We start from the raw sequence: 22305 nt of genomic DNA on the forward strand, positions 1-22305 counted from the left end.
TGAGGTCACGTCATAGTACTGACGTTTCAGGTGAGTTGAAGGAGTCCACGCAGAAGGTCGCGGCTGTCCGCCGCATCCGGACTGTCCTTGTGCAGCTGCGTCGCCACCCGCTCGTACTGGGCGACCTCTTCCGCCTTGTCGAGATAGAGCGCGCCGGTGAGCTGCTCCACGTACACGACGTCGGAGAGATCGGACTCCGGGAAGCTCAGCATCGTGAAGGCGCCGCTCTCGCCCGCGTGGCCGCCGAAGCTGAACGGCATCACCTGGAGCGTGACGTTCGGCCGCTCGGAGATGTCGATCAGGTGCTGGATCTGACCGCGCATCACTTCCCGGTCGCCGTACGGGCGTCGGAGCGCCGCCTCGTCCAGGACGCAGTGGAAGCGGGGCGCGTGTTCGGAGGCGAGGAGCTTCTGCCGCTCCAGGCGCAGTGCGACGCGCCGGTCGATCTCGGCCTTGCTCGCGCCCTTCATGCCGCGCGCGACGACCGCGTGGGCATACGCCTCGGTCTGCAACAGGCCGTTGACGAACTGGACTTCATAGACGCGGATCAGCGATGCCGCGCCCTCCAGACCGATGTACGTCTGGAACCAGCCCGGCAGGACGTCGGAGTAACTGTGCCACCAGCCCGTGAGGTTGGCCTCCTTGGCGAGCGAGAGAAGTGCGCCGCGCTCGGCCTCGTCCGTGACGCCGTACAGCGTGAGTAGGTCCTCGACATCCCTGGACTTGAAGCTCACCCGTCCCAACTCCATGCGGCTGATCTTCGACTCGGAGGCGCGGATCGAGTAGCCGGCCGCTTCGCGGGTGATGCCCCGGGATTCCCTCAGGCGCCTCAGCTGCGAGCCGAGCAGGATGCGCCGTACCACCGAGCCACTCGACTCCCCTGCGGTCACTTCGCTCAATCCTCCCCATCGACTGGAAGCCAGCAGTCTGCCATTAAACGCTCCGGGCCGTACACGTCCGGTTACAGAAAGGGAAAGCCTCCGAAAGCCGTTCACAAGAAGTCTCAAGAAGTATGGGGAAGAAATGGGCAAGAAGTGGCACGGGAGCGGCCAAGTCCGGCGCGTGCACGTGCATCTGCCCTTGCATCTGCTGTGCGCATTCGGAACCATGGTCCGCGCGCCACTGCTGTACCGACCGTGTACCACCCGCACCATCGGCGACCGACCGCGCCACCGCTCCATCGCTATGTACCGCGAAACCGGGGAGTGCCTCGCATGGGGACGAATGGATCGACCATGCTCGAGCCGTTGAGGCAGGGGCTTCCTCCACTCGACCCCTCGGCGGTCTCCAGCGCGGCGTCCGTCGCTCTTCCCGCCCGCTACGAAGCGGTGGGCAGCGCACGGAAGTTCACCCGCAAGACGCTCGGGCAGTGGGATCTGGACGAGCGCTTCGACGACATAGCGCTGGTCGTCTCCGAACTCGTCACCAACGCCCTGCGGCACGCCCTGCCCGCCGACACCCCACGCGAGCAGCCGGAGCCGCCCGTGCGGCTCCATCTGATGCGCTGGGCGTCCCGTCTGGTGTGCGCGGTGCGCGACCCCAGCGACGAGAGCCCGGTCGCGCGCGACACCGACGACGACTTCTCCGCGGAGTCGGGCCGGGGCCTGTTCCTGGTGGAGTCCTTCAGCGACGGCTGGGGCTGGCACCCGCTCGCCGGCGCGGTACGCGGCAAGGTGGTCTGGGCGCTGTTCCAGCTGCGCTGAGCGGGGCAGGCAGGGCAGGCGGGGAGCAGAAGGCCTGGTGGGCGGGGGTGTACTAACCGCCTATGAGATGGTCGAACTCCCCGTCCTTCATCCCCAGCAGCATCGCCTCTATCTCGGCGCGCGTATAGACGAGCGCCGGGCCGTCAGGAAAGCGCGAATTGCGCACGGCGACGTCGCCGCCGGGCAGCTTCGCGAACTCCACGCAGGACCCCTGCGAGTTGCTGTGTCTGCTCTTCTGCCAGACCACCCCGTGAAGCTCCGTGGCCGCCATGCCGTTAAACGCGTGGTGCACAGATCGCTCCCCGGTGGTGCAGTGCCTGTAGTGGCTCTAGATGCAGTGGTCAACTGTCCCGGATCATAGCTGTGTTCACATGCCGATGCATGGGCAGATGCACGTGCACGCGGGGTGGTGCCTTGATTACAGCCTTGCCTAGACACAGACGCACACCGCGCCGGATGTGTTCCGTCCGGTGACGGAAAACAGCGGCGCGGTGTGCGGCGGGGGGAGGGGAATTCGCTGTGGACCGCGGCTCAGCGCGGAGAGCCGTACGGCAACAGCGCCATCTCGCGGGCATTCTTGATCGCGGCGGCGATCTGCCGCTGCTGCTGCGCCGTCACACGCGTCACGCGACGGCTGCGGATCTTGCCCCGGTCCGAGATGAACTTCCGGAGCAAATCGGTGTCCTTGTAGTCGATGTAGGTGATGCCTGCCTGGTCCAAGGGGTTGGGGCGGGGCTTCTGCGGGCGGGCGGTGGACTTGCGGGGGGACAAGGTCAGACCTCCAGGAGGGTGTCGAAGGCGGGCGGCAGGTTCTTCCAGGCGTCGCGCCCGGCGGCGTACTCCTCGTCGGTCAGCAGGCAGGACTCAAGCACCTCTTCGAGACCCGAGCGGTCCAGGCCGGGCGAGGTGAACACCAGGTGGTTGCAGCAGTCGCCGTGCTCCGGATGCCAGTCGAGGGCGGCGGCCGCGCGGCGCACCGGCGGCACCATCTCCCATGCGGCGTCCGGCAGCGAGGCCAGCCAGGGCCCGGCGGACTCCACGCAGAGCGCGCCGCCCGCCGCGTCCCAGCCGAGCAGGGTGTCCGGATGGTCGGCGAGCCAGAACCGGCCCCGGCTGCGGGCCGCCGCGCAGGTCAGGTCCTCCAGCGCGTCGTAGAGCCGCCCGGGGTGGAACGGCCGCTCCCGGTGCCATACGAAGGTGGAGACGCCCGAGGCGTCGGCCTCGACCGGCAGCAGCGCGCAGGACGGGTGCTGCGCCGCGGCGGCCGCCTCGACGTCGAACCCGGCCAGCACGGCGCCCGCCAGATCACCGTGGCCGATCGGGACCTGGCGGGCCGTCGGGTGGAGCTGGGCGAGCAGCGCGCGGTCCTCGTCGTCCGCCTCGGGGGAGTCGGCGACGGCGAGCACGGGGGCGTACTCGAGCTGGCGCGCCCAGGTGTCGGCGACGGTGCGCTGGTCGGTGGGGGCCGCGGCGAGCCCGGCCTCCATGAGGTCGTCGCCGTTGCCGAGGCAGGGCAGGAGCAGGGCGGGGTCCACCGCCGTGACCACACCGCTGAGCCTGAGGCCCTCGCCGCCGTGCGCGGCGATGACCTCGGCCATGGCCTTGGGCTCGACGGAGTCCCACAGCTCGACGATCGCGAGCCGGGTCAGGCCCCCGTCCGCGAGGCGCTCCAGCTCGGGCACGAGATCCTCGCGGAGCGCGCAGCACGCGCAGTCGTTGACGAGGGGGGCGTCGCCCGTGGAGAGCATGCCGGTGGTGTCGCGCACGGTGCGCACGACCGTGCCCCGCACCGCGGTCGACAGGTCGTGGTGGAGGGCGACGCTGTCGGGGACGGTGGCGAGGAGGTGCTCGACGGCCGCCCTGCGGGCGTCCGCGTGGAGCCCGCCGACGATCACGGTGTCCATCGGGCGGGCACCGTGATCGTCGTGGTTGTCGCGCTTGTCGTGCCGGTGGTCCATCAGCGCTTACCGAAGCGGCGCTCGAAGCGTTCGACGCGGCCCGCGGTGTCCATGACGCGCGCCGTCCCCGTGTAGAAGGGGTGGCTCGCGGACGACACCTCGACGTCGATGACCGGGTACGTGTGCCCGTCCTCCCACTCGACCGTCTTCGCGCTGGTGGTGGTGGAGCGGGTGAGGAAGGCGAAGCCCGCGGCCTTGTCGCGGAAGACGACGGGGGCGTACGGCGGGTGGATGTCCTTGCGCATGGCGGTCAGCGCTCCTCTCGGAAGTCGACGTGGCGGCCGGCCACGGGGTCGTACTTGCGCAGCGTGAGGCGGTCGGGGTCGTTACGGCGGTTCTTGCGGGTGACGTAGGTGTAGCCGGTTCCCGCCGTGGACCGGAGCTTGATGACGGGGCGGAGTTCGTTGCGGGCCATGTGGGTAGTATATGAAAACGACTCCCGTTTTCAATAGTGGGGGCCTCCCACCGACAGAGAGGTGCGTCACCTTGTCCGCCCACTGCCAGCTGACCGGCGCGAAGCCCGGTTTCGGCAACCACATCTCCCACTCCCACCGGCGGACCTCCCGCCGCTTCGACCCCAACGTCCAGCGCAAGCGGTACTGGCTCCCGAGCGAGGGCCGGCACGTGCGGCTGCGGCTGAGCACGAAGGGGATCAGGACCGTCGACTCCATCGGCATCGAGGCGGCCGTCGCCCGGATCCGCGCACGGGGCGGGAAGGTCTGACCGATGGCGAAGAAGAGCAAGATCGCGAAGAACGACAAGCGCCGCGAGATCGTCGCGCGGTACGCCGCGCGGCGGGCCGAGCTGAAGGAGATCATCCGCAGGCCCGGCACGAGCGACTCCGACCGGCTCGCCGCACAGCGGGAGTTGGCGCGCCAGCCACGCGACGCGAGCGCCACGCGCGTGCGCAACCGGGACAGTGTCGACGGGCGTCCGCGCGGCTACGTGGGCGCGTTCGGTCTGTCGAGGGTGAAGTTGCGTGAGCAAGCGCACGCCGGATTCCTCCCCGGTGTGCGCAAGTCCTCCTGGTAGCTTGGCGCGCGATTTCGCCGGAACCACCGGCGTGCGACAGCAGGCTCTCCAGGGGGACTTCACGTGCGTACGTACGTCCGTAAAACTCGTCGTGCCGGTCATGTCCAGCGCGTCCGGGCCGGAGCCGTCGCGGTCGGTCTGGTCGCGGCGCTCGCCGTGACCGGGTGCGGCGGTGACAGCGACGGCGGCGGCAGTGGCGATGGCGGCAGGAAGGACCGCGGTTCGTCCGGCGGGTCCGGCGGCTCGCAGGACGGCGGCTCCGGTGGCGGCGGCAGCCTGGAGGGCTCGTGGGTCTCCACGACCGGCGGGAAGCCGCTGGCTCTCGTGATCCACGAGAAGTCGGCGTCGCTGGTCGGCGAGGACGTGATGTGCAGCGGCACCGCGGGCGACGGCACGATCACTCTCAAGTGCCCGCAGGGGAACAGTGACCGCACGACCGGACGCGTCGAGTCCGTGGACGCCAAGTCGTTGAAGGTCGCCTGGGAGGGCGCCGGCAAGGACGAGTTCCTGAAGACGGACGGCGGCAAGCTGCCCGAGGGGCTGCCCACGGACATGCCGACGGATCTGCCGACGGATCTCCCCACCGATCTGCCCACGGACCTGTCCACGGATCTGCCGCAGCCCTGACGGCGCACCGCACCGCTTTGGCGGGAGTCAGCGGGCCGGGGGACCTTCTTGGTCGCCCGGCCCGTTCGACGTCTCGGAACCGTCCACGAGCATCGGGGGCGGCGCCGTGTCGAGAGCGTCGGTGAGTTCTTCGAGGGTGTCGAGGAGCAGCCCGGCCCCCCTGCGTACGACGCGGTCGGGGACGCCCTCGCCGTCCCACTCCGCCAGGGCCGTGCGGACCGCGTCCCACTGCGGCAGGCGGCGTTCACGCACCGCCTTCGCGCCCTGTTCCGTCGACTTGCGCAGCGCCTCGGCGAGGCGGGCCGCCGCGGGGACGGGGGTGGCGTCGCGCTCCGGCAGGTGCGCCTCCATCAGCATGGCCACGCGGCCCAGCTGGGCGAGGGCCCGCTCCGCGTCGGCGGCCGCGGCGCGGGACAGGCCGCGGTGGCGCACCGGCTCGTTCTTGGCACGGTCCGTCGCCTCGTGCCAGGCGACGCGGGCGTCCCGCGCGGCGAGCAGGGCCTGGCGGACGTCGGGGCAGGCCTTGCCCGCCGGGTGCGCGTAGTGGTCGACGACGGCGGCGGCGTAACGGCCGTCGGCGACCAGCCAGTCCGCGAGGCGGGTGCGCAGGCGCGGGGTCTCCCAGGCGGGGTACAGGGCGTACGCGATCATCGCGAGGACGCCGCCGAGGAGCGTGAGGATGACGCGTTCCGGGACGGTCTGCGTCCACTGCTGGCCGCTCATGCCGAGCAGGAACACGACGTACGCCGACACGCAGGCCTGGGCCGCGACCTGGCCGGTGCGCATGAGCAGGTACATCAGTCCGGCGCAGAGCACGGCGAGCGCGGCGGACAGGCCGGTGCCGGGGTGGGCCAGCTGGACCAGGGCCGTGGCGAGCGCGACGCCGACCAGGGTGCCGCCGAAGCGGGCCACGGCGCGGGAGTACGTCTGGGAGAAGTCCGGCCGCATGATCATGACCGCCGCCATGGGCGCCCAGTAGCCGTGCCCGAACGGCAGCCAGGTCCCGAGCAGATACCCGGCGGCGGCCACCGCCGTGACCCGGATCGCGTGCCGGGCGATGGGTGACTCGTGGCGCAGGGCGGCCCGCATGGCGCGCAGGGCGGAGGGGACGAGTGCGGGCAGGGAGGGCCGCAGGAGGGGGTTCTGCGGGACGTATGGCGTCGCCTTGTCGTGGGCCGGGGTGTCCTGGGTGCTGCCCGCCGTCTCCAGTACGTCGTGCAGGAGCGCGCCGAGGCGGGTCGCCGCGCGGTAGGCCGGGCCCGTCAGGACGGCGCCCGTGTCGGGGGTCTTGAGGGTGGCCATGGCCGCCGGCGGCACGCGCACCGGCTCGCCGTGGCGGATCGCGCGGGCGGCGGCGTCCAGGACCGCGCCCGCCGCCGCGAGGATCTCGCGCACCCGGTCGCGTTCCGTGCCCTCGGGTGGGACGCCGACCGCCGGGTCGGCGAGGGAGGCGAGGACCGGGCGGATGCGTTCGGCGATGCCCCGTGCGCCGTGCAGTTCGCGGGGGCGGCGGCGGGCCTGGCGCGGGGTGATCGTCGCCGCGGCGCGGGCCGCCATCAGGGGCTCGGGGTCGAAGGGGGCCACGGGGTCGTGGCGGAGCCTGCGGGCGTAGTCCGCCTCGGCGGCCAGGGCGTCGGCGAGGGCGTCGCGGTGGGCGCCCCATCTGCGGACCGGGAAGAGGATCACCAGGGCCGCCTGGACGCAGCCGCCGGCCACCATCATCGCCGCGTGGACCGCCGCGGCGGCGACCGAGGTCGGGATGGTGACCGTCACCAGCATGATCGCGACGTTGGACGAGGCGATGATGCCGACGGTCGGGCCCGCGGCCCAGCTCAGGCCCGACAGGAACGTCCACAGGGAGAGCAGGGCCAGGAAGAGCAGCAGGTGGGAGCCGGTGAGGTAGCCGAGGAAGGTGGAGAGGGCGAGGCTCGTGCCGGAGGCGAGCGCCAGCTCCGGGCGGGGCCGCCAGCTGCGCTGGAAGGTGGCGATGGCCGCCTGGAAGGCGCCGAAGGCCGAGCTCGCGGCCACCGCCGGGCCGAAGACGGTGAGGCTGACGCCGATGACGATGGCGAGGCCGGCGGCGCCGCGGGCGGCCACGAGGGGTTCGAGGCGTTTGCGTTCGACGGTCAGGCCTGAACGCGCTGTCACTTTCAGCGCTCGGAGCCAGGTCACTCTGTGATGATACGGGGGATCGTGTGATGGTACGGGGCGTTCTGTGCCGATACGGCGGGGTAGGAGGGCGGCATATCGGCACACGGGTCACGGCACGCTCAGCGCGACCGTGGGGTGCAGGCGGGCGGCGCGAACCGCCGGGTAGAGGCCCGCGGTCACGCCGATGAGCAGCGTCGCGCCGAAGCCCGCCGTCAGGGACCAGGGCGGGACCACCGGTGTCCAGCCCTGGGCGAGGGCGAAGCCGTAGGTCGCCGCCGTGCCGAGCACCGCGCCCGCCGCGCCGCCGAGCGCCGACAGGAGCAGGGACTCCGTCAGGAACTGGAGGCGGATCGCGTTCCTCGTGGCGCCCAGCGCGCGCCGCAGGCCGATCTCCGCGCGGCGTTCGAGTACCGAGATCACCATGGTGTTGGCGACGCCGACGCCGCCGACCAGGAGCGCCACCGCGCCGAGACCCAGCATCAGCGTCGTCAGGCCCTTGTCGGCCGCCGCGCTCGCGGCCAGCGCGTCCGAGGGACGGGAGACCTTCACGGAACCCTCGGAGCCGGGGCTGACCGTGCGGGCCAGGACCTCGCGTACGTCCTCGACGGCGGCGTCGGACGAGCGCTCGAAGACCGTGGTGGGGTGGCCGTCGAAGTCGAAGTACTTCTCCGCCGCCGGGAAGCCCACGAGCGCGACGCGGTCGAGGTTCGGGACCAGTTCGACGGGGTCCAGGATGCCCACGACGACCACGTACTCGTCGTCCATCATGATCTTCTCGCCCGGGACCGTGACGCCGAGGCGGTCCGCCGCGACCGCGCCGAGGACCGTCACGGGCAGCCGCTCACTGACCTCGGTGAGCCAACCGCCCCGGGCGACGCTCGCGTTCAGGGCCTCCAGCAGGTCGGTGCGGGCGGCCTGGGTCGTCACGCCTGCCGTCCGCTCCTCGGGGACCACGTCGCTGCGGCGGATGCGGGCGTCGACGTCCGCCGTCGCCGTGGCGTGCCGGACCGGCCCGATGCGCTCCACCATCGCCACCGCCTCCTTGGGGAGCCGGACCTCCTGGCCGAGGGGGTCCTTGCCGGCCTCGGCGGTCAGGAGGTTCGTGCCGAGCCGGTCGAGCTTCGCCCTCAGGTCGGATTTGCTGGACTGGGAGAGGCCGACGACGGCGACCATCGTGGCGATGCCGATCGCGATGCCGAGGGCGGACAGGACGACACGTGCGCGGCGGGCGAGCAGGCCGACGGCGCCGACGCGGAGGGTGTCCGCGAGGGAGAGCCGGGACGGCTTCAGGGTGGTGACTCCGTGGGCTCCGTGGGCGCTGTCGGTTACGTGGGTTCCGTCGGTTACGTTCATCTCGTCTCACCTGCCGTACGACGGTGTGTGCCGCTGTCGGCGGTGATCTCGCCGTCACGGAAGCGGACGCGGCGCGGCAGGGAAGCGGCTGTGTCGTGGTCGTGCGTGATCACGCAGATCGTCGTGCCCGTCCTGTTCAGCTCGTGCAGCAGGTCCATGACGACCTCCCCCGACGCCGTGTCCAGGGCGCCCGTCGGCTCGTCCGCGAGGAGCACGGACGGCTCCCCCACCAGCGCGCGGGCGATCGCCACGCGCTGCTTCTCGCCGCCGGAGAGTTCGCCCGGCCGGTGGCCGACGCGGTGCCCGAGGCGCACCCGCTCCAGGGCCTCGCGGGCGCGGGCACGGCGGGCCTTCGGGCCCACGCCCGCGTACAGCAGCCCGTCCGCGACGTTGTCGAGCGCGTCGCGGCCCGCCGCCAGGTGGAAGTGCTGGAAGACGAAGCCGATGTGGCGGGCGCGCAGGGCGGAGAGCCGGGCGTCCGACAGGGCGCCGACGTCGTGTCCCGCGACGCGGACCGTGCCCGAGGTGGGCTTGTCCAGCGTGCCGATGACGTTGAGCGCCGTCGACTTGCCGGAGCCCGACGGGCCGACGATCGCGAGGAGTTCGCCCGCGCGGACGGTGAGGGTCACCCCGCGCAGGGCGTGCACCCCGCCGGCGTACGACTTGGTGACGTCCCGCAGCTCGATGACGGGAGGTGGTGCGAGTGCGGGCGCGGCGGACTCGGTGGTCATGGGGCGGCCACCCCCACCTTCGTGCCCTCCGCGATTCCGGGGCCGCTGACCTCGATCCTGCCGTCGGCCGTCATGCCGGTCTCGACCCGGACCATGCGGGAGGTGCCGCCGCGTACGACCTGGAGGCCGTAGCCGCCGTCTTCGCCGCGCAGGGCCACCACCGCCTCCACCGGGACCGCGAGGACGCCCTTGCGGGCCTCGCTGACGAACTTCACGCTCGCCGTCGCCCGGGTGTCCTCGCCCTCGGCCGCCGTCCGGCCCGCGTCCAGGGTGACTTCGACGGTGATGGTGTCGCCGGGGCCGCTGTCCTCCCGCTCCCCGGCGGCGTCCGGCGCCGCCGTGCCGGTGACGCGGCCCGGCTCCGTCCTGCCACCGGCCAGGGTGACCTCGGCCTTCGTGCCCTTCGCGGTGAGCGAGACGTCGCCCTGGTCGAGTTCGGCGCGGACGACGGGCTTCGTGGAGGCGACCGTGAGGACCGGGTCGGCCGGGCCCACCTGGTCCGCGAGCGCCGCGTCCACCGCGGCGACCTTGACCTGGCCGGGCTGGAAGACGACGTCTCCCTTGCCGACCCGGCCCGTCGGCGTGCGGTTCAGGGACTTCTGCCACCGCTTGACGGCGGCCTCGGTCGTCCGGTCGAAGCGGGGATCCACGTACAGGCCTGCGCCATGGCCGAGGGCGACGAGGTTGCGTTCCAGCTGGAGGACGTCGCTGCCCCGGTCGCCGGCCCGCATCTCGCGGAAGGCCGGGACCGGGCCGTACAGCAGCGTCACGGGCTTGTCGTCCAGTTCGTAGAGCGCCTGGCCGCGCCGCACGGTGACGCCCTCCCGCGCGGCGACCGTGACCGTGCCCCCGACCGCCGCCTTCACCGGGCGGCGCCCCGCGAAGTCGACCTTCCCGTCGGCCGTCTTGGACCGCACGAGGTCGGTGCGGACGACGGTGGCGGTGGCGGGCGGCAGTCCGTCCGCCGCGCGTCCGGCGCCTTCGCCACCGCCGCCGATGGCGTACGCGCCGGCCCCGAGCGCCGCGACGGCCACCACGGCCGCGCCCGCCAGGAGTCCCGTACGACGGCTCATCACTGCATCCCGTCCAGGCCTTCGAGCAGCTTGTCCTCGCAGGCCTCGCGGGCTTCCTTGTACGCGGGCGAGTCGCGGTCCATCGTCGGATCGGTGGGGTCGGTCTCGCCGCCGGGCAGGACGTTGCCGCCGGACATCGTGGGGTTGCCGAACTTCGATACGCCGTTCTCCCGCATGCACTTGGCGTGCGCGAGCATCGACTCGTAGTCCTTCTGCGCGTCGCGCTCGGGCTCCAGGTTCATCGCGGCGCGCAGCTCGGGGACGCAGACGCCGTTCTTGCCGCCCTTGTACTCCTCGCCGCCGCCGTCCGGATCGACGAGCGCGTCGATCTTCGACCAGTCGAGGTAGCCGCTGAGCTTCGGGTCCGGGTAGTCCTTGAGCCCGGCCTTGCCGCGCATGCAGCGGACGTACTTCATCTGGGCGTCGAAGAAGGCGCTCTTGCCGGTGGCCGCGGGCTTCTTCTCGGCCCCGTCCTCGTTCCCGGGAGCCGACGCGACCTCGTCGGAGCTCCGCGCACCGCCCCCTCCGTCGTCCTGGCAGGCGACGGAGAGGGCGAGGACCGGGGCGGCGACGAGCGCGGCGATCCGCAGGCGGGCCGTGCCGCGCGGTGTGGTGTGGATGCTCATGGCATCACCGTCCGGCGCCCATATGGTGGCCGGTCCATGGCCACATGATGAGAACGTAACAATGCGCCGGGTCCGCCCGCCCGACGCTCCCGCCCGCCCTGATCCGCGCGGATCCTCGCCCATAATCGTCGCCATGCCCCGAGTGCCCCATGTGCTGCTGATCGAGGACGACGCGTCCGTGCGCGACGGAATGGAACTGGTGCTGCGCCGGCACGGGTACGGGGTCGACACCGCCGCCACGGGTGAGGCCGCCCTCGCCCTGCTCGCCGGGCCCGCGGGCCACACCGTCGAACTCGCCGTGCTCGACCTGATGCTGCCCGGCATGGACGGCTTCGAGGTCTGCCGGCGGATCCGCGCGAGGGGGTCGGCCGTCCCCGTCATCATGCTGACCGCGCGCGGCGACGACGGCGACATCGTGCGGGGCCTGGAGGCGGGCGCCGACGACTACGTGGTCAAGCCCGTGACCGCGCCCGTCCTGGAGGCGCGGATCCGGGCGGCGCTGCGGCGGGCCGAGCCGGTGCGGAGACGGCCCGACGAGGACACGTACGCGGGGCTCGTCATCGACCGCGCCGGGCTCACCGTCACCAAGCGCGGCACCGTCCTCGCGCTGCCGCCCACCGAACTGCGGGTCCTGCTCGAACTCTCCGCCTCACCGGGGCAGGTGTTCAGCCGCGAGCAGCTGCTGCGCTCCGTGTGGGAACACGACTTCCTCGGGGACTCGCGGCTGGTCGACGCGGCGGTCGGCCGCCTGCGCGCCAAGCTCGAGGACGTACCCGCCAAGCCGGTGTACATACAGACGGTACGGGGCTTCGGGTACCGGTTCGGGCCGGTATGAGGCTCCCGGGGGGCCGGTCCCCGCGGCCGTGGGTGCGGGGCGGTCTGCGGGTGCGGCTCGTTGTCGCCTTTGTGCTCGTCGCCCTGGTCAGCGCGGTCACGGCCACCGGGCTCGCCTACCGGGAGTCCCGCACCGCCGTTCTTGAGCGCAAACAGGACGCCGTGCGCACCGACTTCAAGAACCGTGTCGACCAGGTCGCCGCCGACCTCTCCATGCCGCCCGACGAGGTCTCCCTCACCCGCTTCGCCGTCAGCGTCGCCGACGGCCTCGGTGACGCGGTCGTCGTCGCCCGGTACCGCTCCCTGACGGTGTCCTCCGACGCCTCCGCCGACCGGTCGCTCATCACCTCCGCCCTGCGGAGGGCCGTACGCGAGCACAACCGCATGAGCCTCCAGCGGGTCGAGCGGCACGGCAGCCCCTACCTCGTGGCCGGCACGCCCGTCACCTTCGCCTCCGGGCCGCCGTCCGGCCTCGACGTCTTCGCCGTCACCTCGCTGCGCGCCGAGCAGGACGACACCGCCGCGATCCTCGACTCCGTACGGGACGGGCTCCTGCCCGTGGTGCTGCTCGCCACCGTGCTCGCGCTGCTCGCCGCGCGCACCGTGCTGCGGCCCGTACGCGAACTGGGGCGCGCCACCCGCAGACACGCCGCCGGGGACCTCGCCTCCCGGGTCGAGACGCCTCGGGGGCGGGACGAACTGGCCGAACTCGCGCGGGACTTCAACGCCACGGCGCAGGCGCTCGAAGCGTCCGTCACCGAACTGCGCGAACAGGAGGCGCGGGCACGGCGCTTCGTCGCCGACGTCTCGCACGAACTGCGTACGCCGCTCGCCGCGATGACGATGGTCGCAACCGTCCTCGACGAGGACGCCGAGCGGCTGCCGCCGGACGCGGCCCGGGCCGCCCGTACGGTCAGTGCCGAGACGGCGCGTCTGGCCCGGCTCGTCGACGACCTGATGGAGATGTCCCGCTTCGACTCGGGCGCGGCCCGCCTCACCCTCGGCGAGGTCGACCTCGCCGAGACCCTCCGGGGCACTCTCGCGCTGCGCGGCTGGACGGGGCAGGTGGAGTGCCGGCTGCCGGAGGGCGTACGGACCGTGGTCGACGCCCGGCGCATCGACGTGGTGGTCGCCAACCTCGTCGGCAACGCGCTGCGGCACGGCGCGCCGCCGGTCTCCCTCACCGCGCGGGCGGCCGGGGGCCAGGTGAGCGTCGAGGTCGCCGACCGGGGGCCCGGCCTGCCGCCCGAGGTGCTCCCCCACGTCTTCGACCGCTTCTACAAGGCGGACAGCGCCCGGACCCGGTCGGAGGGCAGCGGCCTGGGCACTGCCATCGCGCTGGAGAACGCGCGACTGCACGGCGGAACCATCGAGGTGGCGAACAGGGACGGGGGCGGGGCGGTGTTCACGTTGCGGATGCCGTGGCGGCGGGCGGGCGCGACGGACGGGGAGGCCGGGGCGTGAGGCGGGTGGTCGGGGCCGTGCTGTCCGTGCTGTCCGGGCTGTCCGTGCTCGTACTCGCCGGGTGCGGGGTGCGGCCCACCGGGGTGGTGGCCGCGGGGGATCCGGCGAGCGGGCTCACCAAGGGGCTGCGGCTGTACTTCGTCTCCGAGTCGGGCCGGCTGGAGGGCGCGCCCCGGCCGGGCCAGGAGATCCGGGAGCCTGCCCACGTCATCAAGCTGCTGATGAGCCCCTCCGACTCCGAGAAGCGTTCCGGTCTCACCACGCTGGTCTCGGGCGGGACGTGGGAGGTCACCGGCGCGGGCGACCGGCTCACGGTGCGGGTCCCCGACCGGGTGCTCGACCCGGCCTCCGTCCAGGACCGCAACCTCGCCGGGCAGTTGGTGTGCAGTCTGGCGCGGGCGCGGTCCGTCCTCGACGAGAGCGGGCGGACACGACCGGACGACGTACGGGTGACGGTGGTGTTCGTGGCGGGCGGCGGGAAGCTGGGGCCGCATGTGTGCTCGGACTTCTTGACGTAGCGCCCGGCAAGGAGGGGGTGGGGATCAAGGCAGGGCGGGGCCCCGGTCGCGGGGTGCGACGTGGGCGCGGTCGGCCGCCGCCGTGCCGTGCGCCCAGCCCTCGCCGTCCGTCGCGCCCCGCACGCGCGTGGTGGTCGTCTCGGGGAACATCCGCTCCGCGCGGTCGGTCACCGCGACATCGCGCGCCGCGAGCACGGGCAGCAGGGAGGCGGCGCTCCCCCCGGAGCCCTCGGCTGCTTCGGCAGCCTCGGCCGCTTCCCTGACCGCGTGTTCACCCGCCCGCGCCAGCCGTGCGCCGATGCGGTGCGCGTACGCCAGCAGGAAGGTCTGCCGGAACGTCTTCGTCCGCTTGCGGCCCGCCGCGCGCTGCCCCGCCTCCGCCTTCGTCATCGCCGCCGTGCCCTGCACGAGCAGGGAGGTGTAGAGCAGCTCCACGGCCTCCAGATCGGACTCGAAGCCGACGACGGTCGAGAAGCCGAACGCCTCGTTCCACACCGCCCGGCAGCGGTTCGCGGCCGCCACGGAGTCGAGCAGGATCGCCTTCGCCGTCTCGTACGGGGCGTCCACGCCGACGCGGCACGCCCCGGGGACGTCCTTCGCGTGCGTACGGGCGGCGAGCAGCGCCTCGTCGAGGGAGTGGCGCGCCATCAGCTCCTGCGCCTTCGCGGTGAGCGCCTCCGCCTCCTCCGGATAGCCGGTCGCCTCGGCCTTGGCGAGCAGCGCGCGGATGCGGGTGAGCGCGCGCGGCTCACCCTCGACGGGACCCGGCACGGTCTCACCGGGCGGCGGGCCCACCGGCTCGATGGGCGGGAGGCGCAGGAGCAGGCGGTAGAGCTGGAGGTGGGTGGTGGCGTACGAGAAGCGGTCGCGGGGCCGGGCCGGTTCCGAGCCGGCATCGAGGTCGGCGAGCTGGTCCGCCCAGCGGGGCGGCAGGTGCGCGTAGCCCCGCGTCTCGGCGAGGATCAGTTCGGCGGCCAGCCGTACGTGCGGCTCCGCCAGGTCGCGCCGGACGAGGCGTACGACGTCGGCGGGCTGCCAGCCGCCCCGCCACGCGCGGCGCAGGTACTCCTCACCCCGGCGGCGCAGCTCGGCGTCCGCGCCGGGCGCCGCCGCGAGGAGGGAGGCTCCGGTGTCCAGGCCCTCGTCGCCGTCGCCGTACAGCGCCGCCGCGAACGCGTCATCGATCACCGAATCCCTGGGGCACATGGAGCAAGGGTATGAGGCGCCGCGGACACCCCGGACGGCACGTGGGGGTAGGGCCGGCCCTACCCCCGGGACACCCCTCAGTGGTCGTGTGCGCGGGCGCGCCCGGCGGTTGGCTTGAGGGCATGAACGAGACCTCCTCTCCCGCCGTACGCCTCACCGCCCTCCGCCGCCTCCACGGTGACGTCGCCGCCCTCGACGGAGTCGGCCTGGAGGTGCCCGCCGGGACCTTCGTCGCGGTCATGGGACCCTCCGGCTCCGGCAAGTCCACGCTTCTCCAGTGCGCCGCCGGGCTTGACCGGCCGACGTCCGGGACGGTCGAGGTGGGCGGGACCGTGCTGACGGGGCTGAGCGAGCGCCGCCTCACGCTGTTGCGCAGGGAGCGGATCGGCTTCGTCTTCCAGGCCTTCAACCTCCTGCCCTCCCTGAGCGCCGCCCAGAACGTCGCCCTCCCGCTGCGTCTCGCGGGGCGCCGCCCCTCCCGTACGGAGATCCGCGACGCCCTCGACCGGGTGGGCCTCGCCGACAGGGCCCGGCACCGGCCGGGGGAGCTGTCCGGCGGCCAGCAGCAACGGGTCGCCCTCGCGCGGGCGCTGGTCAGCCGCCCCGCCGCGCTCTTCGGCGACGAGCCGACCGGCGCGCTCGACACGGTCACCAGCCGACAGGTGCTGGGGCTGTTGCGGGACCTCGTGGACCGGGAGGGGCAGACGACGGTGATGGTCACGCATGACCCGGTGGCCGCGGCGCACGCGGACCGCGTGGTGTTCTTGGTCGACGGCCGGGTGGCGGGTGAGCTGCGGGCGCCGGGTGCCGGGGCTGTGGCGGAGCGGATGGCGCTGCTGGAGGGCGGGGGTGCGGGTGGCGGGGCCGGGGTTGCCGGGGCCGGGGCTTCCAGTGCCGGGGGCGGGGCTTCTCGTGGCGGGGGCGGGGCTTCTCGTGGCGGGGCATCGGGCGTGGGTGCCGGGTGTGGGGGCCGTGTCCGTGTCGGCGAGAGGGACGGACTGTGATCATCTTCCTCGCTTCTCTCCGTGCCCGGTGGAGCAGCCTCCTCGGGGCCTTCGTCGCCGTCGCCCTCGGTGTCGGGCTCACCGCCGCCATGGGGCTCGGGCTCGACGCGAGCCTCGCGGGGCCGGACCGGCCGGTCGAGCGGTTCGCCGGGTCGCCCGTCGTCGTCATGGGGCAGGACCGGCTGACGGTGCCGGTCGAGCGGGGCCCGGGCACCACCCTCGTATCGAAGCCGCTCGCTCATCCACACCCTGTGGACACCGCGCTGCTGCGTGACCTGCGGCGGCTCGGGCCCGTCCGGGTGGACGGCGCCAAGCGGGACGCGGTCGGCATCGACGCGCCCGCCCGGGCGGTACGCGACGTGGTCGACGGACGGGCCCGCGTCCTCACCGGCGACGACCGCCGCCAGGCCGATCCCGCCACCGCTCGCGACGCCGAGGCGATGGTGGCCGTCAACTCCTTCCTCGGCACGGCGGGCGGGGTCGCCGCCTTCGTGTCGGTCTTCGTCACGGCGTCGACGTTCGCCTTCGTCGTCGCGCTGCGGCGGCGCGAGTTCGGTCTGCTGCGGATGGCGGGCGCGACGCCCGGCCAGGTGCGCGGGCAACTCCTCGGCGAGGCGCTCGCGGTGGGCGTCACCGCGTCCGTCGCGGGCTGCGCGCTCGGGGCGTGGGGCGGGCCGCGGCTCGGGGCGGCGCTGGTGGACGCCGGTATCGCGCCGGGGTGGTTCACCATCCCCGGCGCCTCCTTTCCGACCTCCGCGCCGCTCTCCTGGCCCTTCCAGCTCGCCTTCTGGACCGGCCTCTTCGTCGCCCTCTCAGGCGCCTGGGTCGCGTCCCGGCGGGCCGGCCGCATCACTCCGGCCGAGGCGCTGCGCGACGCGTCCGTGGACAGTGACGTCATGCCGTGGAGCCGCCGACTCGTGGGCGCCGCCCTGCTTGCCTGCGGGCTCGGGCTGCTCGTCTGGACGCTCGTCACCGACCCGTCCTCGCTGATGAAGCGCAAGACGTACACCGTCCAGCCGATGATCCTGATCACCGCTGCCGCCGCCCTCGCGCCCCTGCTCGTACGCCCCGTCGTCCGCGCCTTCCGGCTGCCCGGCGCCGTCGGACTCCTCGTCCGCGAGAACTCCGCCGCGTCCGTGCGCCGCACCGCCGCCGTCGCCGCGCCCGTCCTGGTCACCGTCGCCCTCGCGGGCAGTCTGCTGGGCTCCGCGCAGACCGTGAGCGAGGCGAAGGCGGCGGAGGCGCGGCAGCGGACGGTATCGCAACTGGTCGCCACGGGTGCGGACTTGGAGGTCGTGGCCCGCCGGGACATACCTGGGGCCGTCGCCGTCTCCGCGTCCGCCTCCACCGCCGTCTACGTCCGCGAGGAAGGCAGCGCGCTCGTCCGGTCCGACGCGCGCGCCGTACGCGACCCCGCCGCGCTGGCGGTGACGTCCCGGCTGCCGGTGGTCGCCGGTGACGTACGCGACCTGGACGACCGGTCGATCGTCGTCAACGAGGAGTGGGAGAAGCGGCGGGTCGGCGAGCACGTCGACGTCTGGCTGGGCGACGGGCGGCCCGCACGGCTGCGGATCGTGGCGGTGCTCGCACGGGGCAGCGGCGACAACGGCGCGTACGTGACCTCGGCCAACGCCTCCCTCGGGCGCGGCGGGGCCGCCGTCCCCGTGGACCGGGTCGACGTTCGGCTGACGGCGGGAGCGGATCCCGGCCGGGCCGCCGCCGCGCTGGCGGAGCGAGGCGGGGGCGAGGTGCGGTCGGCGGAGGCGTGGCTGGCCGCCACGCACCCCCGGACCAAGGCCCAGACGCGGCTCGGGCTGCTGATGCTGCTCGGCATCTCCCTCGTCTACACGGGGATCTCCCTGGCGAGCACGCTGCTGATGGCGGCGTCGGTCCGGGGGCCCGAGCTGCGGGCGCTGCGGCTGGCGGGGGCGACGCGGTGGCAGGTCCGTGCGGTGGTCGCCGGGGAGGCGCTGGTGGCGGTCACGGCGGGCGCGGTGCTCGGCCTCGCCGTGACGGCGGTCAACCTCGGCGGCCTCGCGGCCGGTCTGGCCCGGCTGTCGGTGCCGGCGGGGGTGGTGGTGCCGTGGGGTGTCGTGGGAATCGCGGTGGGGGTGTGCGCGGTGGTGGCGGTGGGGGCCGCGGGGGTGCGGGGGCGGTTCGGCGGGTGAGGGGTGGCGGTTACGGGGGCGCGTGTCGGGGCGTCCCGGGGCGCCCCTCAAGACGCGCCAAGGCGATGACGGCACCCACCGCACCTCAGGCCCGCTGTCAGTGCCTGGTGCGACACTCGCGGCATGAGTGATCGGTGGGCCATCGCCGCGGTCGAGGGAGCGGGAGCAGAGCTCGTACCCCTCGACGCCGCCGGTCTGCCCGCGGGCCCGGTCGTGCGGGAGCCCGACCTCGTCGAGGCCGTGCGGAAGCGGCCCGGCGTGGGCCGGTGGGTGTGGCGGTCGACCGCCGCCGTGTACCCCCGGCTGCTCGCCGCGGGCGTCCGCGTGGAGCGGTGCTACGACGTGGAGGCCGCCGAGCTCCTCCTCCTCGGTCACGAGGGCCGCCTGGGCGAGCCACGCTCCGCGGCCGCCGCCCTCGCCCGCCTCCACAACCGCCCCGTACCGCCCGACCCCCCGCCCCGCGCCGCCGAGCCCGGCTCGCAGGACTCCCTCTTCGAGCCCCGCCCCGGCGGCGCCCCCGTCACGCCGGCCGAGCTCGTCGAGGTCCATGCCGAGCAGCAGCGAAGACACGACGCCACGGCCCACCCCGGCCGCATGCGCCTGCTCACCGCCTCCGAGTCGGCGGGCATGCTCGTGGCCGCCGAGATGAACGCCGCGGGCCTGCCCTGGCGCGCCGACGTCCACCGCGAGCTGCTGACCGAACTGCTCGGCGAGCGGTACGCGGGCGGTGGCGAACCCCGCCGCCTCGCCGAGCTGGCCGACGAGGTGTCCGCCGCGTTCGGCCGCCGGGTTCGCCCGGATCTCGCCGCCGACGTGGTGAAGGCCTTCGCGCAGGCCGGCATCAGGGTGAAGTCGACGCGGCGCTGGGAGCTGGAGGAGATCGACCACCCGGCGGTGCGGCCCCTCATCGAGTACAAGAAGCTGTACCGCATCTGGACCGCCCACGGCTGGAGCTGGCTCCAGGACTGGGTCCGCGACGGCCGCTTCCGCCCCGAGTACACCCCCGGCGGTTCGGTCAGCGGACGCTGGACGACCAACGGCGGCGGTGCGCTCCAGATCCCGAAGGTGATCCGGCGGGCCGTGGTCGCCGACCCCGGCTGGCGGCTCGTCGTCGCCGACGCCGACCAGATGGAGCCGAGGGTGCTGGCCGCGATCTCCCGGGACCCGGGCCTCATGGAGGTGGCGGGGAGCGAGGAGGACCTCTACACCCGCCTCTCGGACCGCGCGTTCTCCGGCGACCGCGACCACGCGAAGATCGCGCTGCTCGGCGCGGTGTACGGCCAGACGTCGGGCGACGGCCTGAAGAACCTGGCCGCGCTGCGCCGCCGCTTCCCGCTGGCCGTCGCGTACGTCGACGACGCGGCGCGGGCCGGTGAGGAGGGGCGGCTCGTGCGGACCTGGCTGGGCCGGACGAGCCCGCCGGCGGCCGGGGCCGGGGACGCCGACGAGGCGGGCCTCCCTCAGGAGGACCCCACCGCTGCCTCCCCGGACGGCGAGTTCACCCCCGGGTACGCCTCGACCAACGCCCGGGCGCGCGGCCGGTTCACGCGCAACTTCGTCGTGCAGGGCAGCGCCGCCGACTGGGCCCTGCTGATGCTGGCCGCGCTGCGGCGGACGATCGCCGAGGCCGGCATGCGGGCCGAACTGGTCTTCTTCCAGCACGACGAGGTCATCGTGCACTGCCCCGCCGAGGAGGCGGCGGCCGTCGCGCTCGCCGTGCGGGAGGCGGGCGACCTCGCCGGCCGGATCGCCTTCGGGCAGACCCCGGTCCGCTTTCCGTTCACGACCGCCGTCGTGGAGTGCTACGCCGACGCGAAGTGATCCGGCGGCCCGTTCCCGGGGCCTGGCCGAGTACGGGTCTAGGGCCTGTCTGACAATTCGCGTCGTCGCCCGGAGGGCGGTCTCGCGGCGTCAGGTGCGTGCTCTCGGCGTGCCGGGCGTAGGGCCTCGTACTGGATGTACTTGGCTCTGCGCCCGGTGCGGCGAGAGTGCGTGCATGGCGTCGCGAGGCAGGCGGGAATTGTCAGACAGGCCCTAGGGGCCGGCCCCGGGCTCCGTCTCCCCCAGCAGGTCCCGCAGCTCGTCGGCCACCTTGCTGTCCGTGCCGTCCAGCGCCCGGAGCGCCGACCTCCACTGCTCGTACGCCGCCTCGGGGCGCCCCTCTGTCCGCAGGAGCAGCCCGCGCTGATGACGGACCAGGCCCGTCATGTGGGCGTCACCTCGGTGCTCGGCGCGGTCGAGGAGGGCGGTGCACTCGCGCGTCGCGTCCCCGGTGCGGTCCAGCCCTCGCAGCGCGCGCACCAGGCCGAGGCGGGCCTGGGACTCGCCGTGCCAGTCCTCGTACTCCCCGTGGATGCGCAGGCTCTCCTCGAAGTGCGCGAGAGCGGCGGCCGGTTCGCCGAGGGTGAGGTGGGCGTAGCCGATGTTGCAGTGGGCGGACTGGCGCACGACGGCGTGCCCGATCGCCTCGCCGATCGCGAGGCTGCGTTCGTGGTGGTCGATGGCGGCGCGGGCGTCCGTGTGCTCGTAGAGGTTCCCGAGGTGGCTGAGGGTGATCGCCTCGCTGAGCGGGTCGGCGAGCTCCTTGGCGAGCGCGAGGCTCTGCCGGAGGGACTCGGCGGACTCCTCGTGGCGGCCGAGCCCTTCGAGGAGCAGGCCGCGGTTGTTCAGGCCGCGCCGTACGCAGGACACGATGCCGAGGACCCGCCAGAGCGCGAGGGCCTGGTCGTTCAGTGCGAGCGCCTCGCCGCTGCGCCCCGACATGAAGTGCGTCCCGGCGAGATCGGTGAGGGCCTGCGCCTCGGCGGCGCTGTCGCCCTCGCGGCGGGCGGCGTCCAGGGCGAGCGTGCCGAGCCTGGCCAACTCCAGGAGGCGGCCCCGGCGTTGCAGGTACGGGAAGAGGCAGCGCACCAGTACCGGCAGCAGATCAGAGGTCCCGCTGTGCCGCTCCGCGAGGGTGACGATGTTCGCCAGCTCGGTGTCGCCCCAGGCGAAGGCCTCCTCCAGGGAGAGGGGAGGCGGATCGGGGTCACACTCACCTGACGTGCCCGGGGAGCCCGACCTGTTCGGCGAACGGGGCGGGACCGGGGAACGGGGCGGGACCGGAGAGCGGGGCGGGACCGGCCGCCGCTCGCACTGCTTCCTGCGGCGGGCGAGCCGGGGCTCCACACCGCGCAGCCGGTCCGCCTTGTCGAGGCCCTCCGGCATGATCGCCAGCAGGGTGCGGCGGGCGGACTCCGCGTACCAGAGCAGCGCCTGGTCGACGACGTCCTCAGCGCCGGGGCCCACGGCCGCCGTCTCCCTCGCGAAGTCGCGGACGAGGTCGTGCGGGGCGTAGCGGCCGTACGCCGTCTCGTCGAGGAGAGCGACGTCGACCAGGCGGTCGAGGGCCGCGCCCGCCCGCAGCTCGTCGACCCCCAACAGGCGCGCGAGCAGCGGCACTCCGTATCGGGGTAGTTGAGTTCGAGGTTGACCACGGTCGGGGCCGGACCGGAGCCCGGCGGCCGGACGTCCGATGGCGGCGGCATCCCCTCCGTCAGCGCCGCCCCGCCGGGATGCGGCGCCGCGGCCCTGACGAACGTGCCGCGCCCCACCTCGCCGACGACCAGGCCCCGCCGCGCCAGCTCGCCGTACACGCGGATGGCCGTGGAGCCGGCGATCCCCCGCCGCCGCGCGAAGGCCCGCTGCGTCGGCAGCCGTTCGCCGCCCCGCAGCGTCCCCGCCTCGATCTCCCGGGCCACCTCATCGGCCACCTCCCGGAAGTCCCGCCGCCTCCGCACGCCCCGCTCCCCGCTCTCCGCCACCTGTCCCGCCCCTCGCTCCCCGCTCCGACCGACTGCCTACTTACCTACCTACCT

22 protein-coding genes and 2 pseudogenes are annotated in these 22305 nt (G+C 73.8%); 10 read left to right on the forward strand and 14 right to left on the reverse strand.

All coding sequences use genetic code 11. From position 1 onward, the window contains the following. Positions 1-26: 26 nt before the first annotated feature. Positions 27-890, reverse strand: coding sequence for a helix-turn-helix transcriptional regulator (locus ACF062_RS21615; RefSeq protein WP_223775966.1), 864 nt, complete (start codon positions 888-890; stop codon positions 27-29). A gap of 324 nt (positions 891-1214) precedes the next feature. Here ACF062_RS21615 and ACF062_RS21620 point away from each other — a divergent pair, with 324 nt between their 5' ends. Next, the gene (locus ACF062_RS21620; RefSeq protein WP_392140383.1) at positions 1215-1703 is read left to right on the forward strand and encodes an ATP-binding protein; all 489 of its coding nucleotides are present in this window, start codon (positions 1215-1217) and stop codon (positions 1701-1703) included. Between the two features lie 52 nt (positions 1704-1755). Here ACF062_RS21620 and ACF062_RS21625 read toward each other — a convergent pair whose 3' ends face one another. The 5 genes from ACF062_RS21625 to rpmG form a co-directional block, all read right to left on the reverse strand. After that, positions 1756-1995: a DUF397 domain-containing protein gene (locus ACF062_RS21625; RefSeq protein ID WP_223775964.1), complete on the reverse strand. Its 240-nt coding sequence runs from the start codon at positions 1993-1995 to the stop codon at positions 1756-1758. 239 nt (positions 1996-2234) lie between these two features. Further along, positions 2235-2474: a 30S ribosomal protein S18 gene (rpsR, locus tag ACF062_RS21630; RefSeq protein ID WP_223775963.1), complete on the reverse strand. Its 240-nt coding sequence runs from the start codon at positions 2472-2474 to the stop codon at positions 2235-2237. Positions 2475-2476: 2 nt separating this feature from the next. After that, the gene (locus tag ACF062_RS21635; RefSeq protein ID WP_392141182.1) at positions 2477-3607 is read right to left on the reverse strand and encodes a CobW family GTP-binding protein; all 1131 of its coding nucleotides are present in this window, start codon (positions 3605-3607) and stop codon (positions 2477-2479) included. 53 nt (positions 3608-3660) lie between these two features. Next, entirely contained in the window at positions 3661-3906 is a 246-nt protein-coding gene (locus ACF062_RS21640) for a type B 50S ribosomal protein L31 (protein WP_392140385.1), read from the reverse strand. 5 nt (positions 3907-3911) lie between these two features. Next, on the reverse strand, positions 3912-4076 hold the full coding sequence (gene rpmG / locus ACF062_RS21645) for a 50S ribosomal protein L33 (protein WP_030361075.1): 165 nt from the start codon (positions 4074-4076) through the stop codon (positions 3912-3914). 71 nt (positions 4077-4147) lie between these two features. Between rpmG and rpmB the strand changes: the two genes are divergently transcribed. From rpmB to ACF062_RS21660, 3 genes are all read left to right on the forward strand, one after another. After that, complete coding sequence (gene rpmB / locus ACF062_RS21650; RefSeq protein ID WP_223775961.1) at positions 4148-4384, forward strand: 50S ribosomal protein L28; 237 nt, start codon at positions 4148-4150, stop codon at positions 4382-4384. A gap of 3 nt (positions 4385-4387) precedes the next feature. Then, positions 4388-4693 carry a 30S ribosomal protein S14 gene (gene rpsN, locus ACF062_RS21655; RefSeq protein ID WP_392140388.1) on the forward strand — a complete coding sequence of 102 codons (306 nt, stop codon included), beginning with the start codon at positions 4388-4390 and terminating at the stop codon, positions 4691-4693. Positions 4694-4756: 63 nt separating this feature from the next. Next, positions 4757-5320 carry a hypothetical protein gene (locus ACF062_RS21660; RefSeq protein ID WP_392140390.1) on the forward strand — a complete coding sequence of 188 codons (564 nt, stop codon included), beginning with the start codon at positions 4757-4759 and terminating at the stop codon, positions 5318-5320. A gap of 27 nt (positions 5321-5347) precedes the next feature. On the opposite strand, the gene ACF062_RS21665 is transcribed toward ACF062_RS21660, so the two are convergent. The 5 genes from ACF062_RS21665 to ACF062_RS21685 form a co-directional block, all read right to left on the reverse strand. Continuing rightward, positions 5348-7492, reverse strand: coding sequence for an FUSC family protein (locus ACF062_RS21665; protein WP_392140392.1), 2145 nt, complete (start codon positions 7490-7492; stop codon positions 5348-5350). Between the two features lie 87 nt (positions 7493-7579). Next, positions 7580-8824 (reverse strand): ABC transporter permease, encoded by a 1245-nt coding sequence (locus ACF062_RS21670; RefSeq protein WP_392140393.1) that lies wholly within the window; start codon positions 8822-8824, stop codon positions 7580-7582. Beyond that, positions 8821-9555 (reverse strand): ABC transporter ATP-binding protein, encoded by a 735-nt coding sequence (locus ACF062_RS21675; protein WP_392140395.1) that lies wholly within the window; start codon positions 9553-9555, stop codon positions 8821-8823. The genes ACF062_RS21670 and ACF062_RS21675 overlap by 4 nt, the downstream gene beginning before the upstream one ends. Continuing rightward, the gene (locus ACF062_RS21680) at positions 9552-10628 is read right to left on the reverse strand and encodes an efflux RND transporter periplasmic adaptor subunit (protein ID WP_392140397.1); all 1077 of its coding nucleotides are present in this window, start codon (positions 10626-10628) and stop codon (positions 9552-9554) included. Before ACF062_RS21680 ends, ACF062_RS21675 begins: the two co-directional genes overlap by 4 nt. Beyond that, entirely contained in the window at positions 10628-11254 is a 627-nt protein-coding gene (locus ACF062_RS21685; RefSeq protein ID WP_392140399.1) for a hypothetical protein, read from the reverse strand. The genes ACF062_RS21680 and ACF062_RS21685 overlap by 1 nt, the downstream gene beginning before the upstream one ends. A gap of 142 nt (positions 11255-11396) precedes the next feature. Between ACF062_RS21685 and ACF062_RS21690 the strand changes: the two genes are divergently transcribed. The 3 genes from ACF062_RS21690 to ACF062_RS21700 are packed head-to-tail and all read left to right on the forward strand — an operon-like array spanning position 11397 to position 14070. Continuing rightward, complete coding sequence (locus ACF062_RS21690; protein WP_392141183.1) at positions 11397-12089, forward strand: response regulator; 693 nt, start codon at positions 11397-11399, stop codon at positions 12087-12089. Continuing rightward, positions 12086-13552, forward strand: coding sequence for an ATP-binding protein (locus ACF062_RS21695; RefSeq protein WP_392140400.1), 1467 nt, complete (start codon positions 12086-12088; stop codon positions 13550-13552). Before ACF062_RS21690 ends, ACF062_RS21695 begins: the two co-directional genes overlap by 4 nt. Continuing rightward, the gene (locus ACF062_RS21700; protein WP_392140402.1) at positions 13549-14070 is read left to right on the forward strand and encodes a hypothetical protein; all 522 of its coding nucleotides are present in this window, start codon (positions 13549-13551) and stop codon (positions 14068-14070) included. The genes ACF062_RS21695 and ACF062_RS21700 overlap by 4 nt, the downstream gene beginning before the upstream one ends. 24 nt (positions 14071-14094) lie before the next feature. On the opposite strand, the gene ACF062_RS21705 is transcribed toward ACF062_RS21700, so the two are convergent. Next, entirely contained in the window at positions 14095-15276 is a 1182-nt protein-coding gene (locus ACF062_RS21705) for a DUF2786 domain-containing protein (protein WP_392140403.1), read from the reverse strand. Between the two features lie 122 nt (positions 15277-15398). Here ACF062_RS21705 and ACF062_RS21710 point away from each other — a divergent pair, with 122 nt between their 5' ends. The 3 genes from ACF062_RS21710 (at position 15399) to ACF062_RS21720 (ending at position 20269) form a co-directional block, all read left to right on the forward strand. After that, the gene (locus tag ACF062_RS21710) at positions 15399-16280 is read left to right on the forward strand and encodes an ABC transporter ATP-binding protein (RefSeq protein WP_392140405.1); all 882 of its coding nucleotides are present in this window, start codon (positions 15399-15401) and stop codon (positions 16278-16280) included. Beyond that, a complete protein-coding gene (locus tag ACF062_RS21715; RefSeq protein WP_392141185.1) occupies positions 16280-18448 on the forward strand; it encodes an FtsX-like permease family protein in 2169 nt (722 codons plus the stop codon). The genes ACF062_RS21710 and ACF062_RS21715 overlap by 1 nt, the downstream gene beginning before the upstream one ends. 123 nt (positions 18449-18571) lie before the next feature. Further along, entirely contained in the window at positions 18572-20269 is a 1698-nt protein-coding gene (locus ACF062_RS21720; RefSeq protein ID WP_392140407.1) for a bifunctional 3'-5' exonuclease/DNA polymerase, read from the forward strand. 213 nt (positions 20270-20482) lie between these two features. On the opposite strand, the pseudogene ACF062_RS21725 reads toward ACF062_RS21720, so the two are convergent. After that, positions 20483-21904 (reverse strand): annotated as a pseudogene (locus tag ACF062_RS21725) (tetratricopeptide repeat protein); the annotation flags it as partial. Beyond that, positions 21898-22227 (reverse strand): annotated as a pseudogene (locus tag ACF062_RS21730) (GntR family transcriptional regulator); the annotation flags it as partial. The pseudogenes ACF062_RS21730 and ACF062_RS21725, both read right to left, overlap by 7 nt. Positions 22228-22305: the final 78 nt, after the last annotated feature.

The sequence above is a fragment of the Streptomyces sp. NPDC015345 genome (assembly GCF_043078805.1).
Lineage (GTDB): Bacteria > Actinomycetota > Actinomycetes > Streptomycetales > Streptomycetaceae > Streptomyces.